The organism is Mesorhizobium sp. M0208 (genome assembly GCF_040322015.1).
Taxonomy (GTDB): Bacteria; Pseudomonadota; Alphaproteobacteria; order Rhizobiales; family Rhizobiaceae; genus Mesorhizobium.
The window spans coordinates 1-25,665 of sequence record NZ_JAMYSP010000041.1 but is presented as its reverse complement, the minus strand read 5'-3'; the positions used below and the strand labels follow the sequence as shown (position 1 = coordinate 25,665).

Annotated in this window: 22 protein-coding genes and 1 pseudogene; 8 read left to right on the top strand and 15 right to left on the bottom strand. The window is 62.6% G+C overall.

Annotated features, from left to right (window positions below):
• Positions 1–41: 41 nt before the first annotated feature.
• The 4 genes from NKJ17_RS28440 (at position 42) to rpmG (ending at position 2,821) form a co-directional block, all read left to right on the top strand.
• Positions 42–776 carry an NUDIX hydrolase gene (locus tag NKJ17_RS28440; protein WP_352691094.1) on the top strand — a complete coding sequence of 245 codons (735 nt, stop codon included), beginning with the start codon at positions 42–44 and terminating at the stop codon, positions 774–776.
• 16 nt (positions 777–792) lie between these two features.
• Positions 793–1,968 carry an MFS transporter gene (locus NKJ17_RS28435; RefSeq protein WP_352508826.1) on the top strand — a complete coding sequence of 392 codons (1,176 nt, stop codon included), beginning with the start codon at positions 793–795 and terminating at the stop codon, positions 1,966–1,968.
• A gap of 110 nt (positions 1,969–2,078) precedes the next feature.
• Positions 2,079–2,534: a hypothetical protein gene (locus NKJ17_RS28430; protein WP_352508827.1), complete on the top strand. Its 456-nt coding sequence runs from the start codon at positions 2,079–2,081 to the stop codon at positions 2,532–2,534.
• A gap of 119 nt (positions 2,535–2,653) precedes the next feature.
• The gene (gene rpmG, locus NKJ17_RS28425) at positions 2,654–2,821 is read left to right on the top strand and encodes a 50S ribosomal protein L33 (protein WP_006201775.1); all 168 of its coding nucleotides are present in this window, start codon (positions 2,654–2,656) and stop codon (positions 2,819–2,821) included.
• Positions 2,822–2,990: 169 nt separating this feature from the next.
• Here the strand turns inward: rpmG and NKJ17_RS28420 are convergent, their stop codons facing one another.
• From NKJ17_RS28420 to NKJ17_RS28385, 8 genes are all read right to left on the bottom strand, one after another.
• Positions 2,991–4,058 (bottom strand): ABC transporter ATP-binding protein, encoded by a 1,068-nt coding sequence (locus NKJ17_RS28420; RefSeq protein WP_352508828.1) that lies wholly within the window; start codon positions 4,056–4,058, stop codon positions 2,991–2,993.
• Between the two features lie 4 nt (positions 4,059–4,062).
• Positions 4,063–4,911: a carbohydrate ABC transporter permease gene (locus NKJ17_RS28415; protein ID WP_352508829.1), complete on the bottom strand. Its 849-nt coding sequence runs from the start codon at positions 4,909–4,911 to the stop codon at positions 4,063–4,065.
• Entirely contained in the window at positions 4,911–5,834 is a 924-nt protein-coding gene (locus NKJ17_RS28410; protein WP_352508830.1) for a carbohydrate ABC transporter permease, read from the bottom strand. The genes NKJ17_RS28415 and NKJ17_RS28410 overlap by 1 nt, the downstream gene beginning before the upstream one ends.
• A gap of 215 nt (positions 5,835–6,049) precedes the next feature.
• On the bottom strand, positions 6,050–7,327 hold the full coding sequence (locus NKJ17_RS28405; protein WP_352508831.1) for an ABC transporter substrate-binding protein: 1,278 nt from the start codon (positions 7,325–7,327) through the stop codon (positions 6,050–6,052).
• 30 nt (positions 7,328–7,357) lie between these two features.
• Positions 7,358–8,545, bottom strand: a complete 1,188-nt coding sequence (locus NKJ17_RS28400; RefSeq protein WP_352508832.1) for a PLP-dependent transferase — start codon at positions 8,543–8,545, stop codon at positions 7,358–7,360.
• Positions 8,542–9,276 (bottom strand): FadR/GntR family transcriptional regulator, encoded by a 735-nt coding sequence (locus NKJ17_RS28395; RefSeq protein ID WP_352508833.1) that lies wholly within the window; start codon positions 9,274–9,276, stop codon positions 8,542–8,544. The genes NKJ17_RS28400 and NKJ17_RS28395 overlap by 4 nt, the downstream gene beginning before the upstream one ends.
• Before the next feature lie 463 nt (positions 9,277–9,739).
• Positions 9,740–11,113 carry a PleD family two-component system response regulator gene (locus tag NKJ17_RS28390; protein ID WP_352508834.1) on the bottom strand — a complete coding sequence of 458 codons (1,374 nt, stop codon included), beginning with the start codon at positions 11,111–11,113 and terminating at the stop codon, positions 9,740–9,742.
• A 33-nt stretch (positions 11,114–11,146) separates the two neighbouring features.
• On the bottom strand, positions 11,147–11,563 hold the full coding sequence (locus tag NKJ17_RS28385) for a response regulator (protein ID WP_502906575.1): 417 nt from the start codon (positions 11,561–11,563) through the stop codon (positions 11,147–11,149).
• Between the two features lie 172 nt (positions 11,564–11,735).
• Between NKJ17_RS28385 and NKJ17_RS28380 the strand changes: the two genes are divergently transcribed.
• A complete protein-coding gene (locus NKJ17_RS28380; protein WP_352448688.1) occupies positions 11,736–12,035 on the top strand; it encodes a DUF3572 domain-containing protein in 300 nt (99 codons plus the stop codon).
• Between the two features lie 65 nt (positions 12,036–12,100).
• Here NKJ17_RS28380 and NKJ17_RS28375 read toward each other — a convergent pair whose 3' ends face one another.
• Positions 12,101–13,591, bottom strand: coding sequence for a hypothetical protein (locus tag NKJ17_RS28375; RefSeq protein WP_352691092.1), 1,491 nt, complete (start codon positions 13,589–13,591; stop codon positions 12,101–12,103).
• A 104-nt stretch (positions 13,592–13,695) separates the two neighbouring features.
• Complete coding sequence (locus NKJ17_RS28370; RefSeq protein WP_352508837.1) at positions 13,696–14,271, bottom strand: GNAT family N-acetyltransferase; 576 nt, start codon at positions 14,269–14,271, stop codon at positions 13,696–13,698.
• A gap of 68 nt (positions 14,272–14,339) precedes the next feature.
• On the opposite strand from NKJ17_RS28370, the gene NKJ17_RS28365 reads away from it, so the two are divergent.
• Entirely contained in the window at positions 14,340–15,668 is a 1,329-nt protein-coding gene (locus NKJ17_RS28365) for a DNA polymerase IV (protein WP_352691090.1), read from the top strand.
• A gap of 3 nt (positions 15,669–15,671) precedes the next feature.
• Here NKJ17_RS28365 and NKJ17_RS28360 read toward each other — a convergent pair whose 3' ends face one another.
• Positions 15,672–16,178, bottom strand: coding sequence for a hypothetical protein (locus NKJ17_RS28360; RefSeq protein WP_352479038.1), 507 nt, complete (start codon positions 16,176–16,178; stop codon positions 15,672–15,674).
• 174 nt (positions 16,179–16,352) lie between these two features.
• On the opposite strand from NKJ17_RS28360, the pseudogene NKJ17_RS28355 reads away from it, so the two are divergent.
• Positions 16,353–17,212 (top strand): annotated as a pseudogene (locus NKJ17_RS28355) (DMT family transporter).
• 9 nt (positions 17,213–17,221) lie between these two features.
• Here NKJ17_RS28355 and NKJ17_RS28350 read toward each other — a convergent pair.
• From NKJ17_RS28350 to NKJ17_RS28335, 4 genes are all read right to left on the bottom strand, one after another.
• The gene (locus tag NKJ17_RS28350; RefSeq protein WP_352691110.1) at positions 17,222–18,025 is read right to left on the bottom strand and encodes an ion channel; all 804 of its coding nucleotides are present in this window, start codon (positions 18,023–18,025) and stop codon (positions 17,222–17,224) included.
• A 108-nt stretch (positions 18,026–18,133) separates the two neighbouring features.
• The gene (locus NKJ17_RS28345) at positions 18,134–19,144 is read right to left on the bottom strand and encodes a methyltransferase (protein ID WP_352691088.1); all 1,011 of its coding nucleotides are present in this window, start codon (positions 19,142–19,144) and stop codon (positions 18,134–18,136) included.
• Positions 19,145–19,183: 39 nt separating this feature from the next.
• Positions 19,184–22,711 carry a DNA polymerase III subunit alpha gene (gene dnaE, locus NKJ17_RS28340; RefSeq protein WP_352691087.1) on the bottom strand — a complete coding sequence of 1,176 codons (3,528 nt, stop codon included), beginning with the start codon at positions 22,709–22,711 and terminating at the stop codon, positions 19,184–19,186.
• Between the two features lie 422 nt (positions 22,712–23,133).
• A complete protein-coding gene (locus NKJ17_RS28335; protein ID WP_352691085.1) occupies positions 23,134–25,146 on the bottom strand; it encodes an acetyl-CoA carboxylase biotin carboxylase subunit in 2,013 nt (670 codons plus the stop codon).
• Positions 25,147–25,359: 213 nt separating this feature from the next.
• Between NKJ17_RS28335 and NKJ17_RS28330 the strand changes: the two genes are divergently transcribed.
• The coding region (locus tag NKJ17_RS28330; protein WP_254820127.1) for an alcohol dehydrogenase catalytic domain-containing protein at positions 25,360–25,665 on the top strand (306 nt) is incomplete at its 3' end.

Genomic DNA, 25,665 nt, shown 5'->3' with positions numbered 1-25,665 from the left:
CGCCACTTTCGCATCGGAGAAGATTCCGCTAGGTCGAGCGCATGGACGTTGTGACCAAGGCGGAAGTCGACAAGGTTGAGCGGGTCGCGCTCGACGCCAACCCTATACGCCCGCGCGACGCCGCGACGCTGATCCTGCTCGACCGCAAGGGCGACGAAATCCTGGTGCTGATGGGCCGCCGCCACGCCCGTCATGCCTTCATGCCGGGAAAATTCGTGTTTCCGGGCGGCCGCACCGATCCGGCCGACAGCCACATCCGGACAGCCACCGCACTTCATCCCGACGAAGAAGCGAGATTGACCGCTGGCATCGGCCGCACCAGCCCGGCCCGCGCCCGCGCCATTGCCCTGTCGGCAATCCGCGAAACCTATGAGGAGGCCGGCCTGCTGATCGGCCAAAAAGGGGGCTTCGCAACCGCCAAGCGCGACTGGCAGGGCTTTGTCGAGCACGGCGTTATTCCATCACTGCAAGCGCTGCGCTTCGTCGCACGCGCCATCACCCCGCCCAACCGGGTGCGCCGGTTCGATACGCGCTTTCTCGCCGCATGGCGCGACGATGTCGCCGTGGAACTGCCGGATGGCGGTCCGACCAACGAATTGGAGGACGTCGTTTGGCTGCCGCTGGCCAAGGCCAGGCAAGCAGATATCCCAGACATCACGCGCACGGTGCTGGAGGGACTGGAAACCCGCCTCGCCCAGGATCCGCTGCTGAGCCCCGGCGGTCGCGTGCCGTTCTACCGGCTTGTCCGCAATCGCTTCGTCCGCGAAATTCTCTAGAGCAGCCAGCCATTCCATGACAGTCGACATCCAGCCGCAGGGCAAGGAACGCGTACACTGGCTGCCGATGGTCGCGGCGATCTCGTCGATCAGCGTCGTCGGCATTGCCATCGGGCTCGGCATGCCGCTGCTCAGCGTGATCCTTGAAACGCGCGGCCACTCCGCGTCGATGATAGGCCTTAACACCGCGGTCGCCGGCCTCGCCTCGATCGCCGGCGCGCCGCTCGCCACTCCGCTTGCCATGCGGTTCGGGGTCGCCTGGACAATGCTTGCCATGATTGCGGCCGGAGCGCTGGCCTTTGTCGGTTTCCATTTCGCGCCAGCTTTCTGGATGTGGTTTCCGCTGCGGGTCCTGCTGCATATCGCGCTGACGGTGCTGTTCATCCTGTCGGAATTCTGGATCAGCACCTCGGCGCCGCCACACCGGCGCGGACTGGTCCTCGGCATCTATGCCACCGTGCTGTCTCTCGGCTTTGCCGCCGGGCCTTGGCTGTTCGCCCACCTTGGCAGCAGCGGTTTCCTCCCTTTCGGCGTCACCATCGCACTGGTTACGCTGGCTGCCATACCGGTTCTGGCGGCACGCAACGAGAGCCCGACGATCGTCTCGGACGGCGAAACCAGCAATTTCCTGCGTTATATCTGGCTGGTGCCGACGGCGACCGCCGCCGTGCTGGTGTTCGGCGCGGTCGAGACCGGCGGCTTTGCGCTGTTCCCCGTCTATGGTAGCCGCATCGGCTACTCAGAGGCGGACGCAGCCCTTTTGCTCACCATGATCGGCCTCGGCAACGTGCTGTTGCAGATCCCGATCGGCATGATCAGCGACCGCGTCAGCGACCGCCGCTATTTGCTGATGGCTTGTGCCACCGTCGGGCTTGCCGGCACAATCTTCATGCCGTTCTTCGCGCAGAACTGGCATATGATGGCAGCGCTTCTGTTCGTCTGGGGCGGTGTGGTCGCTGCCATGTACACAATCGGCCTGGCGCATCTCGGCTCGCAGCTTTCCGGCCATGAATTGGCCTCCGCCAACGCCGCCTTCGTGCTCTGCTACGGCGTCGGCATGGTGCTTGGCCCGCAGGCAATCGGCATCGGCATGGACGCTTTCGGGCCGTCGGGCTTCGGTTGGGCGCTCGGCCTGTTCTTCGCCTGCTATATCGTGCTGGTCGGCACCAGGCTGCTCCGCAAAATCCTCTGAGTCGGTCCAGCTTCCGACATCGCTCCCACTGCTGACCAACTACTGACATAACCATGTCAGGAGGGCTCGAGTATATGCTCCCCCAAAGTGCATAAGCAGGGAGACCTCGGATGATCGATAGTGGCTTTGAAACGAAATCGCTGCGGATGGAATTGCTGCTGCTGGTGACCTTTCAGGCACCGGCAGCTGATGTCGATCGCATCATGGAAGCGGTGGTCGCGATCGCGCCGCTCAGAATGGGCAAATATGACAGCAATGCCTTTCAGTCGGCGGACGGCATCGAACGCTACCGGCCGCTTGAAGGTGCCGCCGCCGGCGCCGAGACGGAATTGCGCAGGCGGCCTGGGACTGTCGAGGTGTCGTTCGAACTGCCCGATGATCAGAAGCTCGCCGCTCGCGTCGTCGAAGCGATTTACCAGGTTCACAGCTGTCAGGAGCCGGTGATCCGCATTCAGCCACTGCTTGCCAGCCGCTCCAAGGGTCTCGATGACCGCGCCAACCCGAACCGCTGGTGGAACACGACGGGCGATTGGAAGAAGGTGTTGCCAGTCACGGAAGACGCATGAGCCTGGACAAGGGTTGACTTTCCGGGCGCGTTCTTTATGTGTCGCGGCAAGTTTCCCGCGTCCGGGTGTTTCCCGTGCTCCAGCGGCCAAAACTCCACGAACATTAACGGACGAACATCATGGCCAAAGCCGCAAACATCAAGATCAAGCTTCTGTCGACCGCCGACACCGGTTTCTTCTACGTGACCAGCAAGAACAGCCGCACCAAGACGGACAAGCTGTCGTTCCGCAAATACGACCCGGTCGCCAAGAAGCACGTCGAATTCAAGGAAACCAAGATCAAGTAATCGGGTTTCTCTCGCAGTACTGAAACGCCGCCTTCCGGGCGGCGTTTTTCGTTTCGGGAATTCAGGACTAGAGCATTTTGCAGCCAAATGGAATCATTTGGCGTCCGCATAAATGCGGCAAAACAGATAGTTAGAGCGAGTTACCGGTTCCAAGAGAACCGGAACCGCTCTAGTCGATGCGATCGCCGCTTGCCGGATCGAACAGATGCAGCGACGCCGGATCAGCCGACAGGCGCACGCCTTCACCCGGTTTCACGCTGGCCCGGCCCATGGCAAACACGCAGACCTGCTGGCCGGCAAGCCTGGTATAGAACTGGGTCGATAAGCCGAGCGGCTCCACCACGCCCACCTTGCCTTTCAGCGCGCCATTGTCGGCGAGCCGGATATGCTCGGGCCGCAAGCCTACGGTGATCGCATCGCCATCCCTGAGCGGCAGGCCGTCGGGCAGCCTCAGCTTCTGGCCGTCGGCCAGGATGGCATCCGGCCCGGCTCCCTTTTCAACCACGGCAGGCAGAAAATTCATGCCGGGCGAGCCGATGAACCCGGCGACGAACATGTTGACCGGCCGGTCGTACAGATCGAGCGGCGCGCCGACCTGCTGGACGAGGCCGTCATGCATGACGACGATACGGTCGGCCATTGTCATCGCTTCGGTCTGGTCATGGGTGACATAGACCGAAGTGGTCTTCAATTGCTGGTGCAGCGCCTTTATCTCGGCACGCATGTGGACGCGCAGCTTGGCGTCGAGGTTCGAAAGCGGCTCGTCGAAGAGAAAGACCTTCGGGTCGCGCACGATGGCCCGCCCCATGGCGACGCGCTGGCGCTGGCCGCCGGACAATTGCCGCGGCAGGCGTTGCAGAAGGGCATCGAGCCCGAGCCGCTTGGCGGCGGCGTCCACCCTTGCTTCGATAGCTGGCTTGCCGGCCTTCCTCAACATCAGGCTGAAGCCCATGTTCTTCGACACGTCCATATGCGGATAGAGCGCGTATGACTGAAACACCATGGCGATGTCGCGGTCCTTTGGCGCGATGTCGTTAACCAGGCGCTCGCCAATATGGATCTCGCCGCCGGAGACCTCCTCCAGCCCGGCGATCATGCGCAGCAGGGTCGATTTCCCGCAGCCGGACGGGCCGACCAGGACCACGAACTCGCCGTCGGCGATTTCGAGATCGACCGCGTGCAGGACGCGCACGGCTCCATAGTCTTTGCGGACTTTGTCGAGTGTGACGGAGGCCATCGATCTATCCCTTGACGGCGCCGGCGGTAAGGCCGGTGACGAGGTAACGTTGCAGGAAGGCAAAGAAGACGCAGACGGGGATCAGCGCCAGGATGGAAGCCGCCATCATTTGTCCCCAGTCGACCGCGAATTTGCCGATATAGGTGAGCAAGCCGACCGCGAAAGTCTTCTGCTCGTCGCTGGAAATCAGCATCAGCGCAAACAGCAACTCGCTCCACGCGGCGGTAAAGACGAAGCCAAGCGTCGCCCCCATGCCGGGCAGCGTCAGCGGCACGATCACCTTGCGCATCGCCTGCAGGCGCGTGCAGCCGTCGATCATCGCTGCCTCTTCCAGGTCTCGCGGGATGCCGTCGAAGAACGACTGCATCAGGAAGGTTGCAAAGGCTGTATTGAAGGCGGTGTAGATGATGACGAGGCCGGTCAGGCTGTTGATGAGACCGATCTGCCCCATGATGCGGTAGATCGGCGGAATGACCATGACCAGCGGAAAAGTCTGGGTGAGCAAAAGCAGGATAGCCAGGGTCGCCTTGCCGCGGAACGAAAAACGCGACATGGCGTACCCGGCAAGCGTGGCAATGACCGTTACGAAGGCGGCCGTCGACACCGAAACGATAACGCTGTTTAGGAAATAGCGCGGAAAATCGGTGGCTTCGAGCACGGTGACGAAGTTCTGCAGCGTCGTTTGCGACGGCCAGAAAGTGATGCCTTCGGAATAGAGCAGCCGCTCCGGCGTGACCGAGATCTTCAACGTCCAGAAGATCGGGAACAGCGCGAAGGCCATGTAGGCTCCGATCGCGCCGTAAAGGCCGATGCCGCCGAGAACGCGCGAGGAGACGGAGCGTCCGGCAATCATCAGACGTGCCTTACCAGCGAACGGCGGATGCCGATCAGCGCAACCGCATAGACGATGAGCAGCACAAGCAGCAGCACCGCCACAGCGGAGGCATAGCCCTTGTCCAGCGACTTGAACGCGCTGACGTAGATATAGACCGGCACCGTGGCCGTCGAACCGGCAGGCCCGCCTTCAGTCATGACGAAGATCAGGTCGGCGAAGGTGGCGACCCATATCGTGCGCAGCATGACGGTAATGACGATGGTTGGCGCCAGGAACGGCAGCGTCACCTTGGTAAAGCGTTGCCACGGCGAGGCGCCGTCGATGGCCGCCGCCTCATGCAGTTCTGACGGGATCGACTTCAACGCCGCCAAAAGCGTGATGGCAAAAAAGGGAATGCCGAACCAGACATTGGCGACGATCGGTCCCCACATGGCTGTCGAGGGATCGGAGAGCACGTTGGTCGGCTCGGTTTTCAGCCCCGAGGCGTAGAGCCAATGCGGCAGCGGCCCGATGATCGGGTTGAACAGCCAGGCCCAGGTCAGGCCCGAGAGGAAGGACGGCACCGCCCAGGGCAGGAACACCACCGCCTGCACGATCTTTCTGCCCCGGAACGGCGTGTCGAGCAGCAGCGCCAGGCCAAGTCCGAGGAAGAACTGGAAGAACAGGCTGGCTGCCGTCCACCACAGCGTGTTGACGAGCGCCTGCCCGAGCACGGGATCCGACAGCATCGCCTGATACTGCCCAAGTCCGACATATTCGGATTTGAAAGCGGAGAATTTGCGGAACGAGTAACCGATACCGATAACCAGCGGCACCAGCAGCACGACGACCAGCAGCACGATCGCCGGGCTGAGATAGAGCCAGGGCTCGATTGCGGCATGGGATAGCCGCTTTTTTCGCGGCCTGCCGACGGATCGTATTTCGGACACGGCGTAGGTCATGGGTGCTGGATTGTCTCCTGGGGCAAGCATGGGCTGGCGACAGCGCCTTTCCCGTTTACGGGGAGATGCCGGTCCACCCTCCGCCGCTGCAGCGCAGCTGCTGCGGAGGACGGGCAGGCAGATGAGAGGCACCACGAGCCACGACGGGTTGGCGCCGCCCCTCATCTGTCACTTTTTGACACCTTCTCCGCGTGAACGGGGAGAAGGGAGGAAAGCTATTTCTTGTTCTTGGCCATCCAGTCCTGCTGTTCCTTGGTCAGGAACTTGGCCCATTCGTCGGCCACGTCCTTTGCCGCCTTCTGACCAAGCAGCACTTCCTGAAAATTCTTGATCGCCACCTGGTCGACGAAATTGCCGAGATTTTCCAGATGCGTCGGAGGCGTCACCATCTCGTATTTGTCGCCGTTGTTCAGTTCCTCGAACCAGCCTTTGAACTGCTCGGTCCTGAAGTGAGCGTCCTGGTCGGCGCCGTTGTGGATTGGAATGACGCCGACTTCCTTTGCCCATTCCAGATTGTCCTTGGGCGACAAAAGCGTTGCCATCAGCTTCCAGGCATCGTCCTTGTGCTGGGAATTGGCGAACATCGCCCAGCCGGCATAACCGAGCGTCGGATAGGATCTGCCGCTCGGACCGACTGGCATCGGCGCCACGGCGAAGTCGTCGGCGCTCATCTTGTCGGCGATGCCGAGCAGCGCGTCGGGATCCTGGTTCAGCATGGCGCAGGTGCCGCTATAGAACCCGGTGACGGTCTCGTTGAAACCCCAGCTCACCGCGTCTTTCGGCGCCAGGCCGTTCTTGTACATGTCGGCGAGCATCTGCAGGCCCTTGACCGACCCTTCCTCGTTGATGGTCGAGGTGCCGTCCTCGTTGAAATAGCCGCCCTTGCCCGCGGCAATGTTCATGAACATGTGCATGCCGTTGAAGGCGCCAGGGCCGCCGCGCAGGCAGTAGCCGTATTTGCCCGGTATTGCCGAGATTTTTTTGGAGTCCTCGACGAATTCATCGAGCGTTGCCGGCGGACCGTCCAGACCGGCCTCCTTGAACAGCTTCTTGTTCCAGAACAGCGCGTTCAGGTAATAGCCGTAAGGGATCATGTACTGCTTGTTGTCGACCGTCGAGCCGAACTGCTTGGCACGCTCGCCCAGCGTTTTGGCATCGTCCCATTTGGCCATATATGGCCCGAGATCCTCGAGCTGGCCGTTGGTCGCATAGAGGCCCATCCAGCGTTCCGGCATCTCGACGATGTCGGGCGTGTCGCCGGCCTGCACCATGGTAAGGAACTTCTCGAACGCCTGGCCCCAGGGCAGCGATACCAGCTCGACCTTGACCCCCGGATTGGCCGCCTCGAACTCGGCGATCTGTTTCTTGAGGAATTCGGTACGCGGCGGGCTGGTGATGACCTCGACCATCTTGACCGTGGAATCGGCCAGCACGCTGCCGGCGGAAATCGCCAGACCTGCGACGGCACCAAGAAGGATGCTCAGTTTTTTCATGTTCAGCACTCCCATTTTGAACGGCTCCATTTATCTTTTTGCTTTGTCGAACGCCTGGGCAACGTCAGCCCACAGGCCTTCGACACTTTCCAATCCGACACTGAACCGGATGGTTCGCGGGCTGACGCCGAAGCGCGCCATCGAATTCAGGCCCGGCGTCTGCTCGAGCGAGGCCTTTGCTGGAACGACCAGGCTCTCATGGCCGCCCCAGCTGACGCCGATGCGAAAGAGTTTCAGCGCATCGACGAAAGCCGGGATGTCGACGTCTTCCGTCACCTCGAATGAGAACAGCCCGGCATAGCCGGCAAGCGTCGCCTTGCCCGGATGGTTGGAATAGGCCGGGTGGTTGACCCGCTCGACATGGCCATGCGCTTTCAGCCGTTCGGCGATGGTCAGCCCGCTCTTCATGTGATGCGGCAACCGCAGCGGCAATGTGCGCAGCCCGCGCAGCAACAGCCAGGCCTCGAAAGGCGAAAGTTTGCCGCCGAGGTAGGAATAGGTCTGCTCGTTGATATGGCGGATATGGGCAGCCGAACCGGCCACCACACCGGCGACGGTATCGCTGTGGCCGCCGAGATATTTCGAGGCCGAATGCAGCACCAGGTCGACACCGTGCGAAATCGGCTTCTGGAACACCGGCGTCGCCCAGGAATTGTCGATCGTAGTGACGATGCCCTGCTCTTTGGCCAGCCGCGCCAGGTGGGTTATGTCCTGGAGCTCGAACATCATCGACGTCGGGCTTTCCAGGTAGAGCAGCTTGGCGCCGGGGAGTGCCGCGGCGACCGCGTCCGGATCGGAACCGTCGACATAGTCGACCTTGATGTTGAGCCGTGGCAAAAGCCGTTCGAACAGCCGGTAGGCATCGCCGTAGCAATTGCGCACGACAACCATGCGCTCGCCGGCACCGACGAAAGCAAGCACCGTGGCGCCGATCGCCGCCATGCCGCTGGAAAAGCCGCGCGCGGCCTCCGCGCCTTCGAGAGCGGCGACACGCGCCTCGAACTCCATGACCGTCGGGTTGTCGCCGCGCGAATAGATCGGCTGGCGTCGCCTGCCGGCGAATGTATCGGCCATCTCCGAATAATTGGAGAAGGTGAAGAGCGAAGTCTGGTAGATCGGCGGCACCACGGCACCGCCGGGGAAAGGTTCGTCATGGGCGAGAAGCGTCGCCGCCTCGGCGAGATAGTCGTTTTCGAAACCGGCGGGATGATCGCTCATTTCTGGCCTGAAAGTTCGAGTTTGGCCGCGCCGCGCTTCAGATCGTCCTCGACGGTGGCGATCAGCTTGAGCGCCTCGGCCCGGGCCCCCTCCGGATCGTGCGCGGCAATGCGTTCGTAGATGGTGCGGTGGTAAGGAAAGCTGGCGTGGCCGAAATCACGCACGCCGAGCGGATGCTCCCAGAAACGGTGGAACAGTTCGTGCATGGCGGCGATGATCTGCTCGAAGAGCGGATTGCCGGAACTGCGGTAGATCGACTGGTGGAATTCCCAGTCCTCCTCCGCCGACATCCCTGCGCGGGTGTGGAAGGCCTGCTCCATAATGTCGAGCTTGCGCGCGATCTCGGCGATCTCGGCCTGGTCCGCGCGAACGGCGCACAGGGCGGCGGCTTCCGCTTCCAGTGCCCGGCGGATTTCCAGCGTCTGCATCAGGCTGGTGAAATCATTGCCGCCGGCCAGCGTCAGCGGCATGTGCAGCATGTCCAGCGAGACCACTCCCTTGAGATAGGTGCCGCTGCCTTGCCGCCGTTCGACCAGGCCGAGCCCTTCCCAGCGCGTCAGCGCCTCGCGCACGGTGTTGCGGCTCACCTTGAGGCGCTCGGCCAGGATGCGTTCGGTCGGCAGTCTCTGGCCGGGCCCGAGAGCTTCCCGCATTACAAAGCCGGCCAGCGCCTTCAGCACCGCGTCGTCGCGAGCAGTTGCCTGTATGGGGGAAAGGCCGAATTCGGTCATGCCAACGGGTCACCAAATGGCTCAATGGTCCAACCAATTTCTGCATAGAAGACAGGCCCTGTCAACCGACTGCGGGCGCATACGCTCTGCCCAGCCGGCTATTTCAAAGGGCGCTGTCGCTGTCGCAACAAAACCAAAGCGTTTTCCGGGTCTTGGTGCAGAATCCTGATGTGTTTTGAAAATTGGGGGCCGGCCGGCGTTTGGCAGCGGTACGAGGAGGCCACTATGTGCCAGCGCCGGCCAGCCGACCCCACGGACCCAGGAGATGCGGCGGACCTGAGCATCATGGGGTATTCTTTCGGTCGAACCGGCGATCTAGACCTCGTGCCGGTTACGTCTAAGGGCTGCACATTTGCGCAACAACTTATGAAAATCAACAGTTTCTTAACCAAGCCTCGCAACTCGCTTGGATTAAGGTAAATTCGTAACCTTGTCGGGTTGACTGGCTAATTCGTCCATGGTGCTACGCCGCCTTGGCGACGACGCGATTGCGGCCGCCGCTCTTGGCCTCATAGAGCGCAAGGTCGGCGCGTTTCATCAGCGCCGCGACCGTGTCCATGCCTTTCAGCACCGACGACACGCCGACGCTGACGGTGACTTCGATCGCTTTGCCCTCGCTGCCAACGGCAAACGGCAGTTGGGCGATTTCGGCGCGAATGCGTTCGGCTACCTTTTCGGCTACCGCGCCGTCCGTGTCCGGCATCACCACCACGAACTCCTCGCCACCGAAGCGGCAGGCTAGATCGATGCCGCGCACGTTCTTGCGCAGCCGCCGCGCGAATTCGCGCAGCACGTCGTCGCCGCCGTCATGGCCATGCGCGTCGTTGATGCTCTTGAAGCGGTCCAGATCGGTGATCATCACCGACAGCGGCCGGCGCCGTGCCACGGCGCGGTCGAACAGCGTCTGCAGATGGCTGTCGAGATAGCGGCGGTTGTGCAGACCGGTCAGGGCATCGGTCACCGCCATCTCGATGGTCTGGGTGACACTGGCGCGAAGCTGGTCGTTGTAGCGCTTGCGGCGCACCTGCGTACGCAGCCGCGCCGTCAGCTCCTGCTGGTCGATCGGCCGCATCAGATAATCGTTGATGCCGAGTTCGAGGCCGCGGATGATACGCCCCTCCTCGCCCTCGTCCGCCAGAAGGATGATCGGCAGGAAACGGGTGCGATCAAGCGAGCGCAATTGCGAGCAGAGCCTAAGCGGGTCGAAATCGGCGAAGGCCGTCGAGATCATCACGCATTCGTAGGGCAGCTCGGCGGCCTGGAAGAAGCCGGCATGCGGATCGTTGGCGACGTCGAGAGCGGCACTGCCGCGCAGCATCTTCTGGATGCGCTCGAACGAGGATTTGCGCTCGTCGACCAGCAGCACCTTCGGCACCGCGTCATCGGTAGCGAAGTTGCGGCTCAAAAGCTCCTCGATGCCGATATTGCGTGTCGTCGAGGCGCGCAGCCGCAGCTCATCGGTCAGCGACTTCAGCCTGACCAGGCTCTTCACGCGCGTCATCAGCTGCAGATCGTTGACAGGCTTGGTCAAAAAATCGTCGGCGCCGGCCTCGAGGCCGCGCACCCGGTCCGAAACCTGGTCGAGCGCGGTGATCATCACGACCGGGATGTGCGATGTCGCCGGGTCGCCCTTCAGCCGCCGGCAGACCTCGAACCCGTCCATGTCGGGCATCATCACGTCGAGCAGCACGACATCGACCTTGCCGTTCTCGCAGATCTCGATCGCGTCCGGCCCGTTGGTGGCGGTCAGAACCTCGAAATATTCGGCGAGCAGCCGAACCTCCAGCAGCCTGACATTGGCTGGGATGTCGTCGACGACGAGGATCCGCGCGGTCATTTCACAAAGCTCCGGCTCGGCTGGAAAAATACATCAGGCATCGCCCAGGTAGGAGTTGATGGTTTCGATGAAACGCGGCACCGAGATCGGCTTGGAGATATATGCCTCGCAGCCACCCTGGCGAATGCGCTCCTCGTCCCCCTTCATGGCGAAGGCGGTGACCGCAATGACCGGGATGACGTGGAGATCATCGTCCTCCTTCAGCCATTTGGTGACCTCGAGGCCCGATACTTCCGGCAGCTGGATGTCCATCAGTATGAGGTCCGGCCTGTGCTGCCGCGCCAGATCCAGCGCTTCGAGGCCGTTACGTGTGCGCACCGTCTCGTAGCCGCTCGCTTCGATGAGGTCGCGAAAGAGCTTCATGTTGAGCTCGTTGTCTTCGACGATCATAACCTTCTTTGGCATCGATTTCCCGTCCCGGCTGACCTTCCACTCGAAGGGTGCCGTCATGCGCCCCTTGTCGGCACGCACCAAACCTGTTCCCACTATACGGCAATATGATTGACGAAACGGAAACCGGCCGCCCTAAAAGCTTTCGGATTCCAGGTCGGCGAGCTTGCTGCCGGCGACACTTGCCACTACTGCGAAAACAGAACGATTCCGCCCACGAAGGAAGGTAGCGATGGCAAACGCAGCGTCAATGCGCGAGGAAGCGGAAACCATTGCCGTAAAGGCGCTGGGCTTCGTCGCCGCCGATCCGGAACTTCTGCCCCGCTTCCTGGCGATCACCGGCATCGAAGCTCATTCCATCCGCCAGGCGGCGGGTGAACCGGGATTCCTGGCCGGCGTGCTGCAGTTCATCCTTGCCCACGAGCCGACGCTGATGCGTTTTTCCGAGGAGACCGGAACGCCGCCCGCCGCAGTCGGCAAGGCATTGCGGGCGCTGCCGCTCGGCGACGACAATCACGAGCATTCGATATAAGCGGCGATCCCGAGACTGCGGGCAGATCGAAGAACCTGCCGCAGACGACGGCCACTGCTGGTGCTTTACGGCGTTGCCTCTTCCCCACTGTCGTCAGTCCCGACGGAGTCGGCCGGCTTCAGCATGGCGCCGTTGACCGTCACCGAACCGTCGGCTTTGGTGTTGATCACCCATTCCAGCCGGCCGTCCGGCAGCGTCTTGCCAAACCCTTTGATCGCCAGCGCGCCGCTAAAATACTGCGCGGCCTGCGGGTCTGTCTTCGCCGCCGTCTGCAAGGTCTCCACGATTTTTTCGTATCCGGTGATGTCGAGGGTTACATTTGCCATCGGCGTCGCCCCTGGAAACGTCATCTCGCCCTCCAGCACGATCTCGATGCCGCCGTTCTTCACCGTGCTGTGCCCGATGACGAATTTCGGCGTCTTGGCCATGAAATCGGCCTTGATCTGATCGCCAAAGTCGGCCGGCAGCGGCGGTTTGTTGTTCAGGTCAAAGGCTTCGATGGCCTTCTTAGTCATACTGTCGAGATCGATATTGGCGCCGCCGAAATTCAGGTCGATGTCGGTGGGCAACAGCGCGGCACTCCAGCTCGGCAGCACGTTTCGAGGTATCGTCAGCCCTGCCGCTCTGATTGCATAGTTGATCGTCCCGTTCTGCGCGATGCCGTCGCTCCCGAAACTGGTGCCCAGTTCCGCCGCGCCGAAACGTCCGACGGGGCTGTCCACGGCGAAATCCTTGAACCCGTAGGTTCCGTCGATCCGCTCCCATAGCGGCAATGCGGCGAGCAGCAGCGATTTGAGTTGCGCCTGATTGCCTTTGAGCTTGGCCTCGTCCTCATTGGCCACTGCAAATGCCAGAAGATCGAGAAGCGGCTTTGTTCGTATGCCTTTGCCGGTCGCATTGACCGACAGTCCCGGCGACGTGATTGCGAGCGGGAATTTCAGCCCGCTATTGGGGTCGTCAAAGTCGATCGCTTCGGCAAAAACCGCTATCGTCTGCGTCATGGTGAAGTCGGCGCCGCCATTCACCGCCTTGGCGGCGCTCATGGTGGCCGTACCGGGGCCGGTGCTCACTTTCACGCGTTGCATGGCGTCCCGGGAGTCCATCGTCATGCCGGTCATCGATGTAGTGGCGCTGGCGAAAGCCGCCAACTCGGGATCATAGACGCCGGCGAACTTGCCGCCTGCGATTGCTAACTGGGTGCTCTGCGGCCCTTGCAGCCCCTCGACCTCGAAGGAAGCGCTGGTCGACATGTCCGCCGAGACGTCCCATTTCCCATCCCTGCGCGGTTTGGCAAGGAGGGCATAGGGCGCCAAGTTGAATTTCGCGAAATTCTGCTTCGGCAACATCCCGGCAAGCGCCTTGAAGTCGAAGGCGATCTTATAGGCGTCGCCCTCAAGCGAAACCTTTGCGACACCCTTGTCGATTGCCTGGCTGCCGACATAGCGGGCCAGATTCTCGGAAAGCTGCTTCGCGCCCTGCTCATCAACGGTTTGGCCGAAGGCGGGTGCGCTGAGCGCGAGCACAAAGACGACTGGCAGGACACGGTTCACGCTCATTCTCCGTTGGGCCATTGGAATTATCTGCACTTTCTCATTTCGTAGGAAATTACCACCCCAACCGCAAGGCGAGGCGGCGCGACCCGAATGGCCTGCGGCATTGCCTAAAGCACCAGCCGCACCAGCGGTCGGCCTGGCTTGCGTTCGACCAACCGCTGGAACCCGGCCTTTTCGAAGACCCGCGACGAGCCGACGAACAGCCCGATCGACCGCGAATCCTTCGACAGGTCGATGGGGCAGGCCTCGATCAGGCGCGCGCCGTTCTGGCGGGCGAACTCGATGCCGCCTTGGACCAGGCGGTGCGACAGGCCCCTGCCGCGTGCCTTGGTGCGGATGAAGAAGCAGGAGATCGCCCAGACGCCCGGATCGGCGGCGTCGGCGGGGTCGATCGGCGCCGACCCCCTGCCCTGGTTGTTCCATTCGGGCACGTCGGCACGCGGGCCGATCTGCATCCAGCCGACCGCCTGGCCACCCTCGAAAGCCAACAGGCCGGGCGGCGGCCCGGCCTCGATTCGCGCCTTGATGTGGTCCTTGTTGCGCTCGCGATTGCTCGCGCGGCGCACCGCAGGCGCTAACCGGAAATGCGTACACCAGCAGCCGTAACAGGCGCCCTGCTTGCCGAAAAGATCCTCGAAATCCGCCCAAAGCTCAGGCACTAGCGGCGCTATGGTCGTATTCATGAGCTCTCTCCCGGCCCACCGCCTTGTCGTGGCGTCCGTCCTGACGTACCATTGCATTTGTTCTCTTTATGTTCGCAGCGATGGCGGCTCCTGTCAACAACCCCGAACACGGTTTTTGCCGCGACTGCCTGAATTTTCAGCGCAGCGAGGCACGCCGTTGCGAGCGCTGCGGCAGTCCAAGGCTCGCGCGCCATCCGGAGCTCTACCGGTTGCGCCTTGCCCATATCGACTGCGACGCGTTCTACGCGGCGGTCGAAAAGCGCGACAACCCGGCGTTGAAGGACCGGCCATTGATCATCGGCGGCGGCAAGCGTGGCGTCGTATCCACCGCCTGCTACATCGCCCGGATCCATGGCGTTCGCTCGGCAATGCCGATGTTCAAGGCGCTCGAAGCCTGTCCCGAAGCGGTGGTCCTCCCGCCGGACATGGAAAAATACGTGCGCGTCGGCCGCGAGGTGCGCGCCATGATGCAGGCGCTGACGCCGCTGGTCGAGCCGCTCTCGATCGACGAGGCCTTTCTCGACCTCGCCGGCACCGAGCGCTTGCATGGCCTGCCGCCTGCGGTGGTGCTGGCGCGCTTCGCACTCGGCGTGGAAAAGGAGATCGGCATCACCGTTTCAGCTGGCCTTTCCTACTGCAAGTTCCTGGCCAAGGTGGCATCGGACTTCCGCAAGCCGCGCGGCTTTTCGGTGATCGGCGAGACCGAGGCTGTCGGCTTCCTGGCCGAGCAGCCGGTGACGCTGATCTGGGGGGTCGGCAAGGCCTTTGCCGTCACGCTCGAGCGCGACGGCATCCGCACCATCGGCCAGCTGCAGCGCATGGAGCGCGGCGATCTGATGCGCCGCTACGGCGTTATGGGTGACCGGCTCTACCGGCTCTCGCGCGGCGAGGACGACCGTCGCGTCGTTCCCGACCAGGACGCGAAAAGCGTCTCGGCGGAAACCACTTTCGACACCGACATCGCCTCCGTCGACGACCTGGTTTCGGTGCTGAGGGCGCTGTCGGAAAAAGTCTCGGCCCGGCTGAAAAAGTCCGGCATTGCCGGACGCACCGTCGTCCTCAAGCTGAAGACCCAGGATTTCAAGATCCGTACGCGCAATCGCCAGCTCGGCGATCCGACCCGGCTGGCCGACCGCATCTTTCAGACCGGGCTCGAACTGCTGCGCAAGGAGGCCGACGGCACGAAATACCGGCTGCTCGGCATTGGCGTCAGCGACCTCTCCGACGATGACCGGGCGGACCCGCCCGATCTGGTCGACGTCCAGTCACGCAAGCGCGCCATGGCCGAAGGCGCTATCGATACGCTGCGCGGCAAGTTCGGCCGCAGGGCGGTGGAAACCGGCTATACCTTCGGCAAGGGCCGCGATGCCCATCCGCCCGAACCGGTCGAGGAGTGATAGTCAGGTGCGCCGCAGATCGATCCTGCTGGTCACCACACTCTTGCCGGTTTTCGGATCGGTATCGATAACGGTCAGCCGCATGCCGTCCTCGCCGGTTTTCTCAACAGTCATTTGCGCCCTGCGGTCGCCATTGACCTCCTTGGCCCAACGAATGCCGAGATTGATCGCGTTGCCGGAGCGGCTGCCGCTCAATTGCGCCGGCCCGGTGCGCGATCCGACATAGGTGCCGGTGTATTTCGTCCCGCTCGATTTGAGATCGGCGCTGATGGCGCGCGTCACCACGATAAGACCGCGGCAGCTGCCGTCGAGCGATAGCGAGCTCGACGTTGCGTCGGAATTGAAATGACAGGAGACATTCACCGTCGGCGCATCGGTGGTGACCTTGACGGTGCCTTTGCCGGCGAAATTCCCCTGGAATGAGCGAAGAAAATCCGGATCGTCGGCATGCGCTGCGCCGGCCCCGGCCGTCAGGCACCCGGCAAGTACAAATCGTGCAAGTGATTTCATCGGACCGCTCCTCGTTGGTATCCAAAACACAGCACGCAAACACTGAGGGACCAACGCTTCCCTCAGCAGCGGGTTCCGGCTTCAACATCACTGTTTGCAACGCTTCACGGCTGGCCCAGTCGAATGCGCCGGCTAGCGGTTGCGATGAAAGCGCCGGCTTGCGACATAGCGCCCATGGCACCCGCACCCTCGATCCCCAAGGCCGCGTTCTGGATGGCGCTGTCGATCGCCTCGTTCCTGGCGATGTCGGTGGCCGGCCGCGCCACGACGGCAGAACTCAACGTCTTCCAGGTGCTCGAGTTGCGCTCGGTGATATGGTCATGATGTCAGGCGGTTTTCCGGCGATGCGCACCGGACGCCCGTTGGCCCATCTCGCCCGCAACGTCGTCCATTATACCGGCCAGGCTGCCTGGCTTTATGCCTTGACGCTGATCCCGCTTGCGGTGCTGATCTCGATCGAATTCACGACGCCGATCTGGACTGCGCTGCTGGCGGTAGCTTTCCTCGGCGAAAGGCTCTCCCGGCCAAGGCTGGCGGCGATCGTGCTGGGGCTGATCGGCGTGGTGATCATCGTGCGTCCGGGCGTCGGCGCGGTCAATCCGGGGCATGTTATCGTGCTGGGAGCAGCGGTCTGCTTCGGCGTCTCGGTGGTTCTCGTCAAGTCGCTGACGCGGACGGACAGCGTCGTGCGCATCATCTTCTGGATGCTGATCATCCAGTCGGTGCTTGGCCTCGTCCCGGCGCTTTACGAATGGCGCAACCCGTCGCTCGAGCTCTGGCCGTGGATCCTGCTGATCGCGTTTACCGGCATGTCGTCGCATTTCTGCATGGCCCGCGCACTTGTCTATGCCGATGCGACGGTCATCTCGCCAATGGACTTTTTGCGCGTACCGCTGTCGGCGATGATCGGATGGCTGCTTTATCACGAGCAGATCGACGCCTTCACCGCCGGCGGCGCCCTGCTGATCCTGCTTGGCAATCTGCTCAATCTGCAGAAAAAAGCCGCCAAACCTGCGGAAGTGGCGGCAGCGTAGCCCTGCGTTTCAATCGCCGTCGTCGGGTATGTTCAGAACGTGCCCACAGGCCTTGCAATGAACGGCGTCGGGCTCGTGCCGCTGCAGCCCGCATTGCGGGCAAGGAAAGAACACGTTGGTGGGACGGAAGAGCGCCTGTGCAAGCCGGACGAACAGCGATATGCCAATGATCATGGTGGCGATCGCGGTGAGCTTGCCGGCCACACCGGGCAGGACGATGTCACCGAAACCGGTCGTGGTGACCGTGGCGACCGTGAAATACAGCGCATCGACATAGCCCTCGAGACCACCCACGGTGCGGAAGAAGAAGGTGTAGACGAAACCCGTGATGACAAAGAGGAATGTCAGGAAATTGATGACCGCACGGCTCGCCTCGCGCCATCGCCTGAAGCCGCGCATCTCGAGAAATCGCCACAGCGCGCCGCTACGCGACAGCGACCACAGCCGCAGGATGCGCAAAAAACCGAGATTGGCCAGCGCCGTAGGCATCAGCAGAGTCAGCAGGATGAAGGCATCAATCCACGACGCCGGCTGTTTCATCAGGCGCAGCATGTCGTTGGAGGCAAGCAGCCGGGCAATCATGTCGGCGGCGACAAGTGCTGCCACGGAGTAGTCCAGCCAGAGGAACGAAGACGACTTCTGGATCACCGGCGTGGCGATGAAAAAGGCAATGATGGCAAGGTCGATGACAACAGCCGCAAGCTGAAACCGGAACGCCGCCGCTGTGCGCCCGTGATACAGCTTGCGCAACATGTCGCGCAGCCGGGCCAAGGCTGAAATATCTTGGGCTCCGTTCTTGTCAGCTACCTTCATGACGATCGCGATAGCCTTCGCTGCGACAGACGTCCAGTGGACAGCGCAGGCGGAAGCTTGCGCCATCCGACCGATCCCGGCGGTTGCGGCAAATGGCTTCAGCCGCGATCAAACCGGCCTTGCCTCTACAACGCTGATGCGTGGCCCTGCCTGGATGATCTCGGTCACCTCGAAGCCACCCTTTGCCAGCAGCGACTTGAATTCATCGGCCGTCCGCTCCTGGCCATCGGGCGCGACCAGCATGTTGAGGTCGGAGAATTTGGCATTCGCCCCCTGATTGGGCGGCTCAAGCACGGCCTCAAAAACCAGCAACTTGCCGCCCGCACGGATCGCCTGGCGACAGTTTTGCAGGATCGCGACGTTGGTCTCGTCGTCCCAGTCATGCAAAATCCATTTGAGCAGCAGCGCGTCGGCCGCCACGGGCAGCTCGGCAAAGAAATCGCCTCCGACGATCTCACAGCGATCGGCGACACCTTTCGCCGCCAGCACCGAGGCGGCCGGCGCTACCACATGCGGCTGGTCGAAAAGGATGCCGCGGCTGCCCGGGGTCGCGGCCAGGACTTCGGCAAGCAGCGCGCCCTGGCCACCGCCGACGTCCATGATGACCGGAAACGACGAAAAATCATACGCCGCCAGGATGGCTGCCGCCACGCCGCGCGAATTCGCTGCCATGGCGCGATCGAAGATAGCGGACTCCTCTGGATGCTCTGCCCGGTATTCCCAGACGCCCTTGCCATGCGCGTGGCGAAATGCGTTCTTGCCGGTTTGGATGCTGTAGAGCAGTTCGCTCCACGCTTGCCGGTAATAGGGCCTTCCGACGAAGGCGGCCCAGGGTGCAGCGGAAAACTCAGCATCGGAGCGCAAGGCGGCGCCAAGCGGCGTTAGCGAGAACTGCCCGTCCTCTGCCTCGTGAAATATGCCGACCGCCGCAAGCGCCCGCAGCAACCGATAGAGCGCGCGCGGATGTGTGTCGGTCAGGCTTGCAAGATCTGCTGCCGAGCGCTTGCCGCCCTTGATGTGGTCGGCGATGCCGAGCGTCGCGGCGACCGAGATCGCCTGCGAGACGCGGTACCCGTTGACCATCCGTGTTAGTTCGAAAGCGGCTGCGCGTTCATCCATGGCGCCCCCCAATCGCCAAAACCCGAAGGTTTCGGTATCTTAAACCAGCTCCACTTCAACCACGCCCGGCACCGCGCGCATGGCTGACGCGATCTGAGGCGAGATACGATAACGACTGGGCAATTCGATCTCGACCTCCCCCTGGCCGTCGTCCTTTATCAGCACAAAGCTTACCTGTCCCTCGCCCTTGACGGCAAGCTGGCCGGCAAGCGTGCCGATCGGTGCTGCGTCGCGCACGAAGATGCGTAGCGCTTTCTGGACGCGGCTTGCCTCGTCCTCCAGCGACTGCACGGTCTGGATGCGCAGATTGACGCCTTCCGGCCTGTCCTCGGCCGAAACGGTGATGACCACCGAGCGGCCGGGCTCGAGCAGGTCGCGATATTGCGCCAGTCCCTCGGAAAACAGCACCGCTTCATACTGGCCGGACGTGTCGGAAAACTGCACGACGCCCATCTTGTTGCCGGTGCGCGTCTTGCGTTCCTGCTTGGTGGTCACCGTCCCGGCGAGCCGGCCGGCGGCCGCACCGCGTTTGACGGCGGCCGAGAATTCGGCCCAGGTCTGCACCCGCATTTTCTGCAGCGCCGCCTTGTATTCGTCGAGCGGATGCGCCGAGAGATAGAACCCGACCACCTGGAATTCACGGTGCAGGCGGTCGGCGGCGAGCCAGGGGTTGGTCGCCGGCAAGTTGAGTGCCTGCGACTGTGCGCCCAGCGAGGCGCCAAAGATGTCGTGCTGGCCGGTGACGGCATTCTGCTGCGCCAAGGACGCCAGCCCCATCATCCGCTCGACGCCGGCCATCATCGCCGCCCGGTCGAGACCGAAGCAGTCGAGCGCGCCGGCCATGATCAGGCTCTCGAAGACGCGTTTGCCGACGATCTTCGGATCGACCCTTTCGCAGAAATCGGCGAGGCTCTTGAACGGTTTTTCGCCGCGCGTGGCGACGATGTGCTCGACTGCGGCGTCGCCGACGCCCTTGAGCGCGGCCAGCGAATAGAAGATGCGATTCTCGCCGACCTCGAAATCCCGGAACGACGTCATCACCGACGGCGCCACCACTTCGATGCCGAGGCGCAGCGCATCCTGGCGGAAATCGGCGAGCTTGTCCGTATTGCCCATGTCGAGCGTCATCGATGCCGCCAGGAATTCGACGGGGTAATGCGCCTTCAGATAGGCGGTCTGGTAAGAGACGACGGCATAGGCGGCGGCATGCGATTTGTTGAAACCGTAGTCGGCAAACTTTGCCAGCAGGTCGAAGATGAAGTCGGCTTGCGGCTTGCCGACGCCGCGCTCGACCGCGCCCGAAACAAAGCGCTCGCGCTGCTTGTCCATCTCGGCGCGGATCTTCTTGCCCATGGCGCGGCGCAGCAGATCGGCTTCGCCCAGCGAATAGCCGGAGAGCTCCTGCGCAATCTGCATCACTTGTTCCTGGTAGACGATGACGCCTTGCGTCTCCTTGACGAGATGGTCGATCTTCGGGTGGATCGACGCCATCTCCTCCTCGCCGTGCTTTCTGGCGTTGTAGGTCGGGATGTTCTCCATCGGTCCCGGCCGGTAGAGCGCAACCAGCGCGATGATGTCCTCGATACAGTCGGGCCGCATGCCGATCAGCGCCTTGCGCATGCCGGCACTTTCCACCTGGAACACGCCGACCACTTCGCCGCGCGACAGCATGGCGTAGGTTTCCGGGTCGTCGAGCGGAATGTGGGCGAGATCGATCTCGATGCCGCGGCGGCGGATCAGCTTGACCGCCCTGTCCAGCACGGTCAGCGTCTTCAGGCCAAGGAAGTCGAACTTCACCAGCCCGGCCTGCTCGACATACTTCATGTTGAACTGGGTGACCGGCATGTCCGAGCGCGGATCGCGGTACATCGGCACCAGTTCTGACAGCGGCCGGTCGCCGATGACGATGCCGGCGGCATGAGTCGAGGCGTGACGGTACAGACCTTCCAGCTTCTGCGCCGTGTCGAGCAGCGTCTGTACGATCGGCTCGCGCTCGGCCTCCTCGGCAAAGCGCGGCTCGTTGGCGATGGCGTCGGCGAGCTTGACCGGATTGGCCGGGTTCGACGGCACCATCTTGCTCAGCTTGTCGACCTGTCCGTAAGGCATCTGCAGCACGCGGCCGACGTCGCGCAGCACGGCGCGCGCCTGCAGGGTACCGAAGGTGATGATCTGGCCGACCTGGTCGCGGCCGTATTTCTGCTGGACGTAGCGGATGACCTCCTCGCGCCGGTCCTGGCAGAAGTCGATGTCGAAGTCGGGCATCGACACGCGATCGGGATTGAGGAAGCGCTCGAACAGCAGCGAAAAACGCAGCGGATCGATGTCGGTGATGGTCGTCGAATACGCGACCAGCGAGCCGGCGCCTGATCCGCGGCCCGGGCCGACCGGAATGCCTTGCGCCTTGGCCCATTTGATGAAGTCGGCAACGATCAGGAAATAGCCGGGATATTTCATCTTCTCGATGACCCCGAGCTCGAAATCCAGCCTCTCGCGATATTGCTCGACTGTATAGCCGGGCGTCGGCCCGTGCGCCGCCAGCCGCGCCGCCAGCCCTTCATGCGCCTGCCTGGCAAGCTCCTGCGCCTCCGCCTTGACCGCCGCATCGGCATCGGCGACATCGCGGCCGGCAAAGCGCGGCAGGATCGGGTTTCGTGTCTGCGGATAGTAGGAGCAGCGCAGTGCGATCTCGACGGTGTTGTCGATCGCTTCCGGCAGGTCGGCGAACAGCCTCGCCATGTCGGCCTGGCTTCTCAGGAAATTGTCGGGCGACAGGCGGCGGCGATTATCGGCCGCAACCACGGAACCTTCGGCGATGGCGATCAGGGCGTCATGCGCCTCATAGTCTTCACGAGAGAAGAAAAACGCTTCGTTGGTGGCAACCAGCGGCAGATCGTGGCGGTAGGCGAGATCGACCGACGACTGCTCGATCGCGCGGTCGTAGCCGGAGACCCGTTCCAGTTCGACATAGAGCCGGTCGCCGAACAGACCCTTGAGCGCCAGCAGCCGGGTCTCGGCGAGTTCACGGCGGTCCTCTTTCAAGGCATTGCCGATCGGACCGCGCGGCCCGCCGGTAAGGCAGATCAGACCGTCGGAATTTCTCTGCAGCATCTCGCTCGTCAGATGCACCGCCTCGCCGGGCGGTGTCTCAAGGTAGACGCGGCTGACCAGCCTGACCAGATTGCCGTAGCCGGCCTCGGTGGCGGCGATCAGGACCACCGGCCGCATCTCCGGCCCCTGCCGCCTGCGGTCGCGCTGGCTGTCGTTCGCCTCACCGGAAAAGGCGAGGTCGATCTGGCAGCCGATGATCGGCTGTATGCCGTCCTTCACTGCCTTTTGCGCGAATTCCAGCGCACCGAACAGGTTGTTGGTGTCGGTGACGGCGATTGCCGGGCATTCGTCCTGCACCGCATGGCCGACGATCTTGCCGAGCTGCAAGGCACCTTCGAGTAGCGAATAGGCCGAATGCACGCGCAGATGAATGAACCGACGCGCCTCCGCCTCTGCCCGCGATGCCTTTGCATAGGCCTCGCGCAGCAAGGGATCGCGTGGAAGTCTCTCATCCGCCATGGTTTTTTCGCGCCGCCTCACAGGGACTCAGTCGATCAAGATGTATTGTCCGGCAGCAGATAACATGAGTCCAGCAGAAGCGATTGGAGCTTTGGACGTTTAGAGCAACCGCCGAAGCTGCCGATCTCCCCCCTCGTGGGGGAGATGTCCGGCAGGACAGAGAGGGGCGCAGTCCCGCCAACCTCAGGCCGGAAACACAAAACCCGCCACAGCGGGCGGGTCGTTGGGGCCATTTAGCACCATATCCAAATTAGTAGCATAGCTGCCGGCACAAAGCAAGAACAAAATACGTTGTGAGGGCAAAAAAAGCGAATTCCGCACGCCCCTCGCCTTGTCCCTCCTCAAGCGAGCGTGCTCAACCAATTGCAGGATCGCGTTCCTTCGCTCCCCTTTGTCCCACCAACCTCAAGCAGATTACAGCCTCACGCGAATTCCATGATCACCGCATCGACGGCAAGGCTGTCGCCGGGCTTGGCGTTGAGCTTCGAGACGATGAGGTCGCGCTCGGCGCGCAGCACGTTCTCCATCTTCATCGCTTCGACCACGGCAAGCGTCTCGCCGGCCTTGACCTCCTGCCCCTCGGCAACGGCGATCGACACGACGAGGCCGGGCATCGGGCAAAGCAGCATCTTCGAGGTATCCGGCGCCACTTTTTCCGGCATCAGCCTTTCGAGCTCGGCAGTGCGCGGCAGCATGGCGCGGGCTGTCACCGAGATGCCTTTCCAGGCGATGCGGAACCCGTTCAGCACCGGCCTGACCTGCGCCGCGACCTTGCGGCCGCCGACCGTGCCGCGCCAGATGAGATCGCCCGGCCGCCAGTCGGATGCCACGGTCAGTGCCTTGCCACCGTCGATTGTGAGGTCGAGCTCCATCGGAATGGAAATCATCCCTTCGACGATGGCAACCGAAAGATAATCCCGGCCGATCTTCACCACCCAGTCGCGTTTCAAGGCGCCCGAATGCGGCGCCAGCCGCCCGCCCAGCCGGTCGAGCCGGTCGCGGCGCAGCAGTTCGACCGCGGTTGCGATCGCGGCCAGCACCGCGTTTTCTTCGCTGTTCGGCACAATGGGCGCGAAGCCGTCGGGATACTCCTCGGCGATGAACGCCGTCGATAGCCGCCCTTCCCGCCAGCGCGGATGCTGCATCAGCGCCGCCAGGAACGGTATGTTGTGCTCGATGCCGTCGACGACGAAACTGTCCAGCGCTTCCGACATCGCATCAATCGCCGCCAGCCGCGTCGGCGCCCAGGTGCACAACTTGGCGACCATCGGGTCGTAGAACATCGAGATTTCCGAGCCCTCGGTAACGCCGGTATCGTTGCGGATGACGATTTCGCCGAATTTTCCCTCTTTCGGCGGCCGGTATTTCGTCAGCCTGCCGATCGACGGCAGAAAGTTGCGATACGGATCTTCGGCATAGAGGCGGCTTTCCACCGCCCAGCCGTTCAGCTTGACGTCGCTCTGCTTGATGGCGAGCTTTTCGCCTGCCGCCACGCGGATCATCTGCTCGACCAGGTCGATGCCGGTGATGAGCTCCGTCACCGGATGCTCGACCTGCAGCCGCGTGTTCATTTCCAGAAAATAGAAGTTCTTGTCGCTGTCGACGATGAACTCGACCGTGCCGGCGCTCTGGTAGTCGACGGCCTTGGCCAGCGCCACCGACTGCTCGCCCATGGCTTTGCGGGTCTTGGCGTCGAGGAACGGCGACGGCGCCTCCTCCACGACCTTCTGGTTGCGGCGCTGAATCGAGCATTCGCGCTCGCCGAGATAGAGCGTGTTGCCATGCGCGTCGGCGAGCACCTGGATTTCGATATGGCGCGGATCGACGATGAACTTTTCGATGAAGACGCGGTCATCGCCGAACGAGCTTTTGGCCTCCGACCGCGCCCGGTCGAAGCCGTCGCGCACCTCTGCCTTGCTCCAGGCGATGCGCATGCCCTTGCCACCGCCGCCGGCCGAAGCCTTGATCATCACGGGATAGCTGATTTCGCCGGCTATTCTTTCGGCATGGGCGGCGTTCTCGACGACGCCGAGCCAGCCGGGCACCGTCGACACCTTGGCCGTATTGGCGAACTTCTTCGATTCGATCTTGTCGCCCATCGCCTTGATGGCCTTGGGCTTCGGGCCAATAAAGACGATGCCTTCCTGCTCCAACGCTTCGCAGAAGGATGCCCGCTCGGACAGGAAACCGTAGCCGGGATGCACGGCCTCTGCTCCTGTGGCCTTGCAGGCGGCGATGATCTTTTCCGGGACCAGATAACTTTGCGCGGCCGGCGAAGGCCCGATATGCACCGCCTCGTCGGCCATTTCGACATGCACGGCGTCGCGGTCGGCATCGGAATAGACCGCGACGGTGACGATGCCCATCTTGCGCGCCGTCTTGATCACGCGGCAGGCGATCTCGCCACGGTTGGCGACCAGGATCTTTGTGAACATGCAGGCCTCGTCCCTCGGCTGCCCTTTTTTAACGGGCTTCCCGTTTTATGGGCTTCAGAAGGGCGGTCAAGGCAAAGTCGGAGCCTATCCCGGATGTAGATCGGTGAGCGCTGACGAAAATCCGGGGTCGGAACGTCGCTTCGTGCATAGCGCGGAGCTGAATGGTAAGTTAAATCTAGCTTGGATTGCAGACCGTCTTGGGAGGATTGCCTGATGAAAACGCGCGCCGCTGTCGCCGTCGCCGCCGGAAAGCCGCTGGAGATCATGGAGGTCGACCTCGAGGGTCCTCGCGATGGCGAGGTGCTGGTCGAGATCAAGGCAACCGGCATCTGCCACACCGACGAGTTCACGCTGTCGGGCGCCGACCCCGAAGGCCTGTTTCCGGCGATCCTCGGCCATGAGGGCGCCGGCATCGTCGTCGATATCGGCAAGGGCGTCACCTCGGTCAGGAAGGGCGACCATGTCATCCCGCTCTATACGCCGGAATGCCGGCAGTGCCCGTCCTGCCTGTCGCGCAAG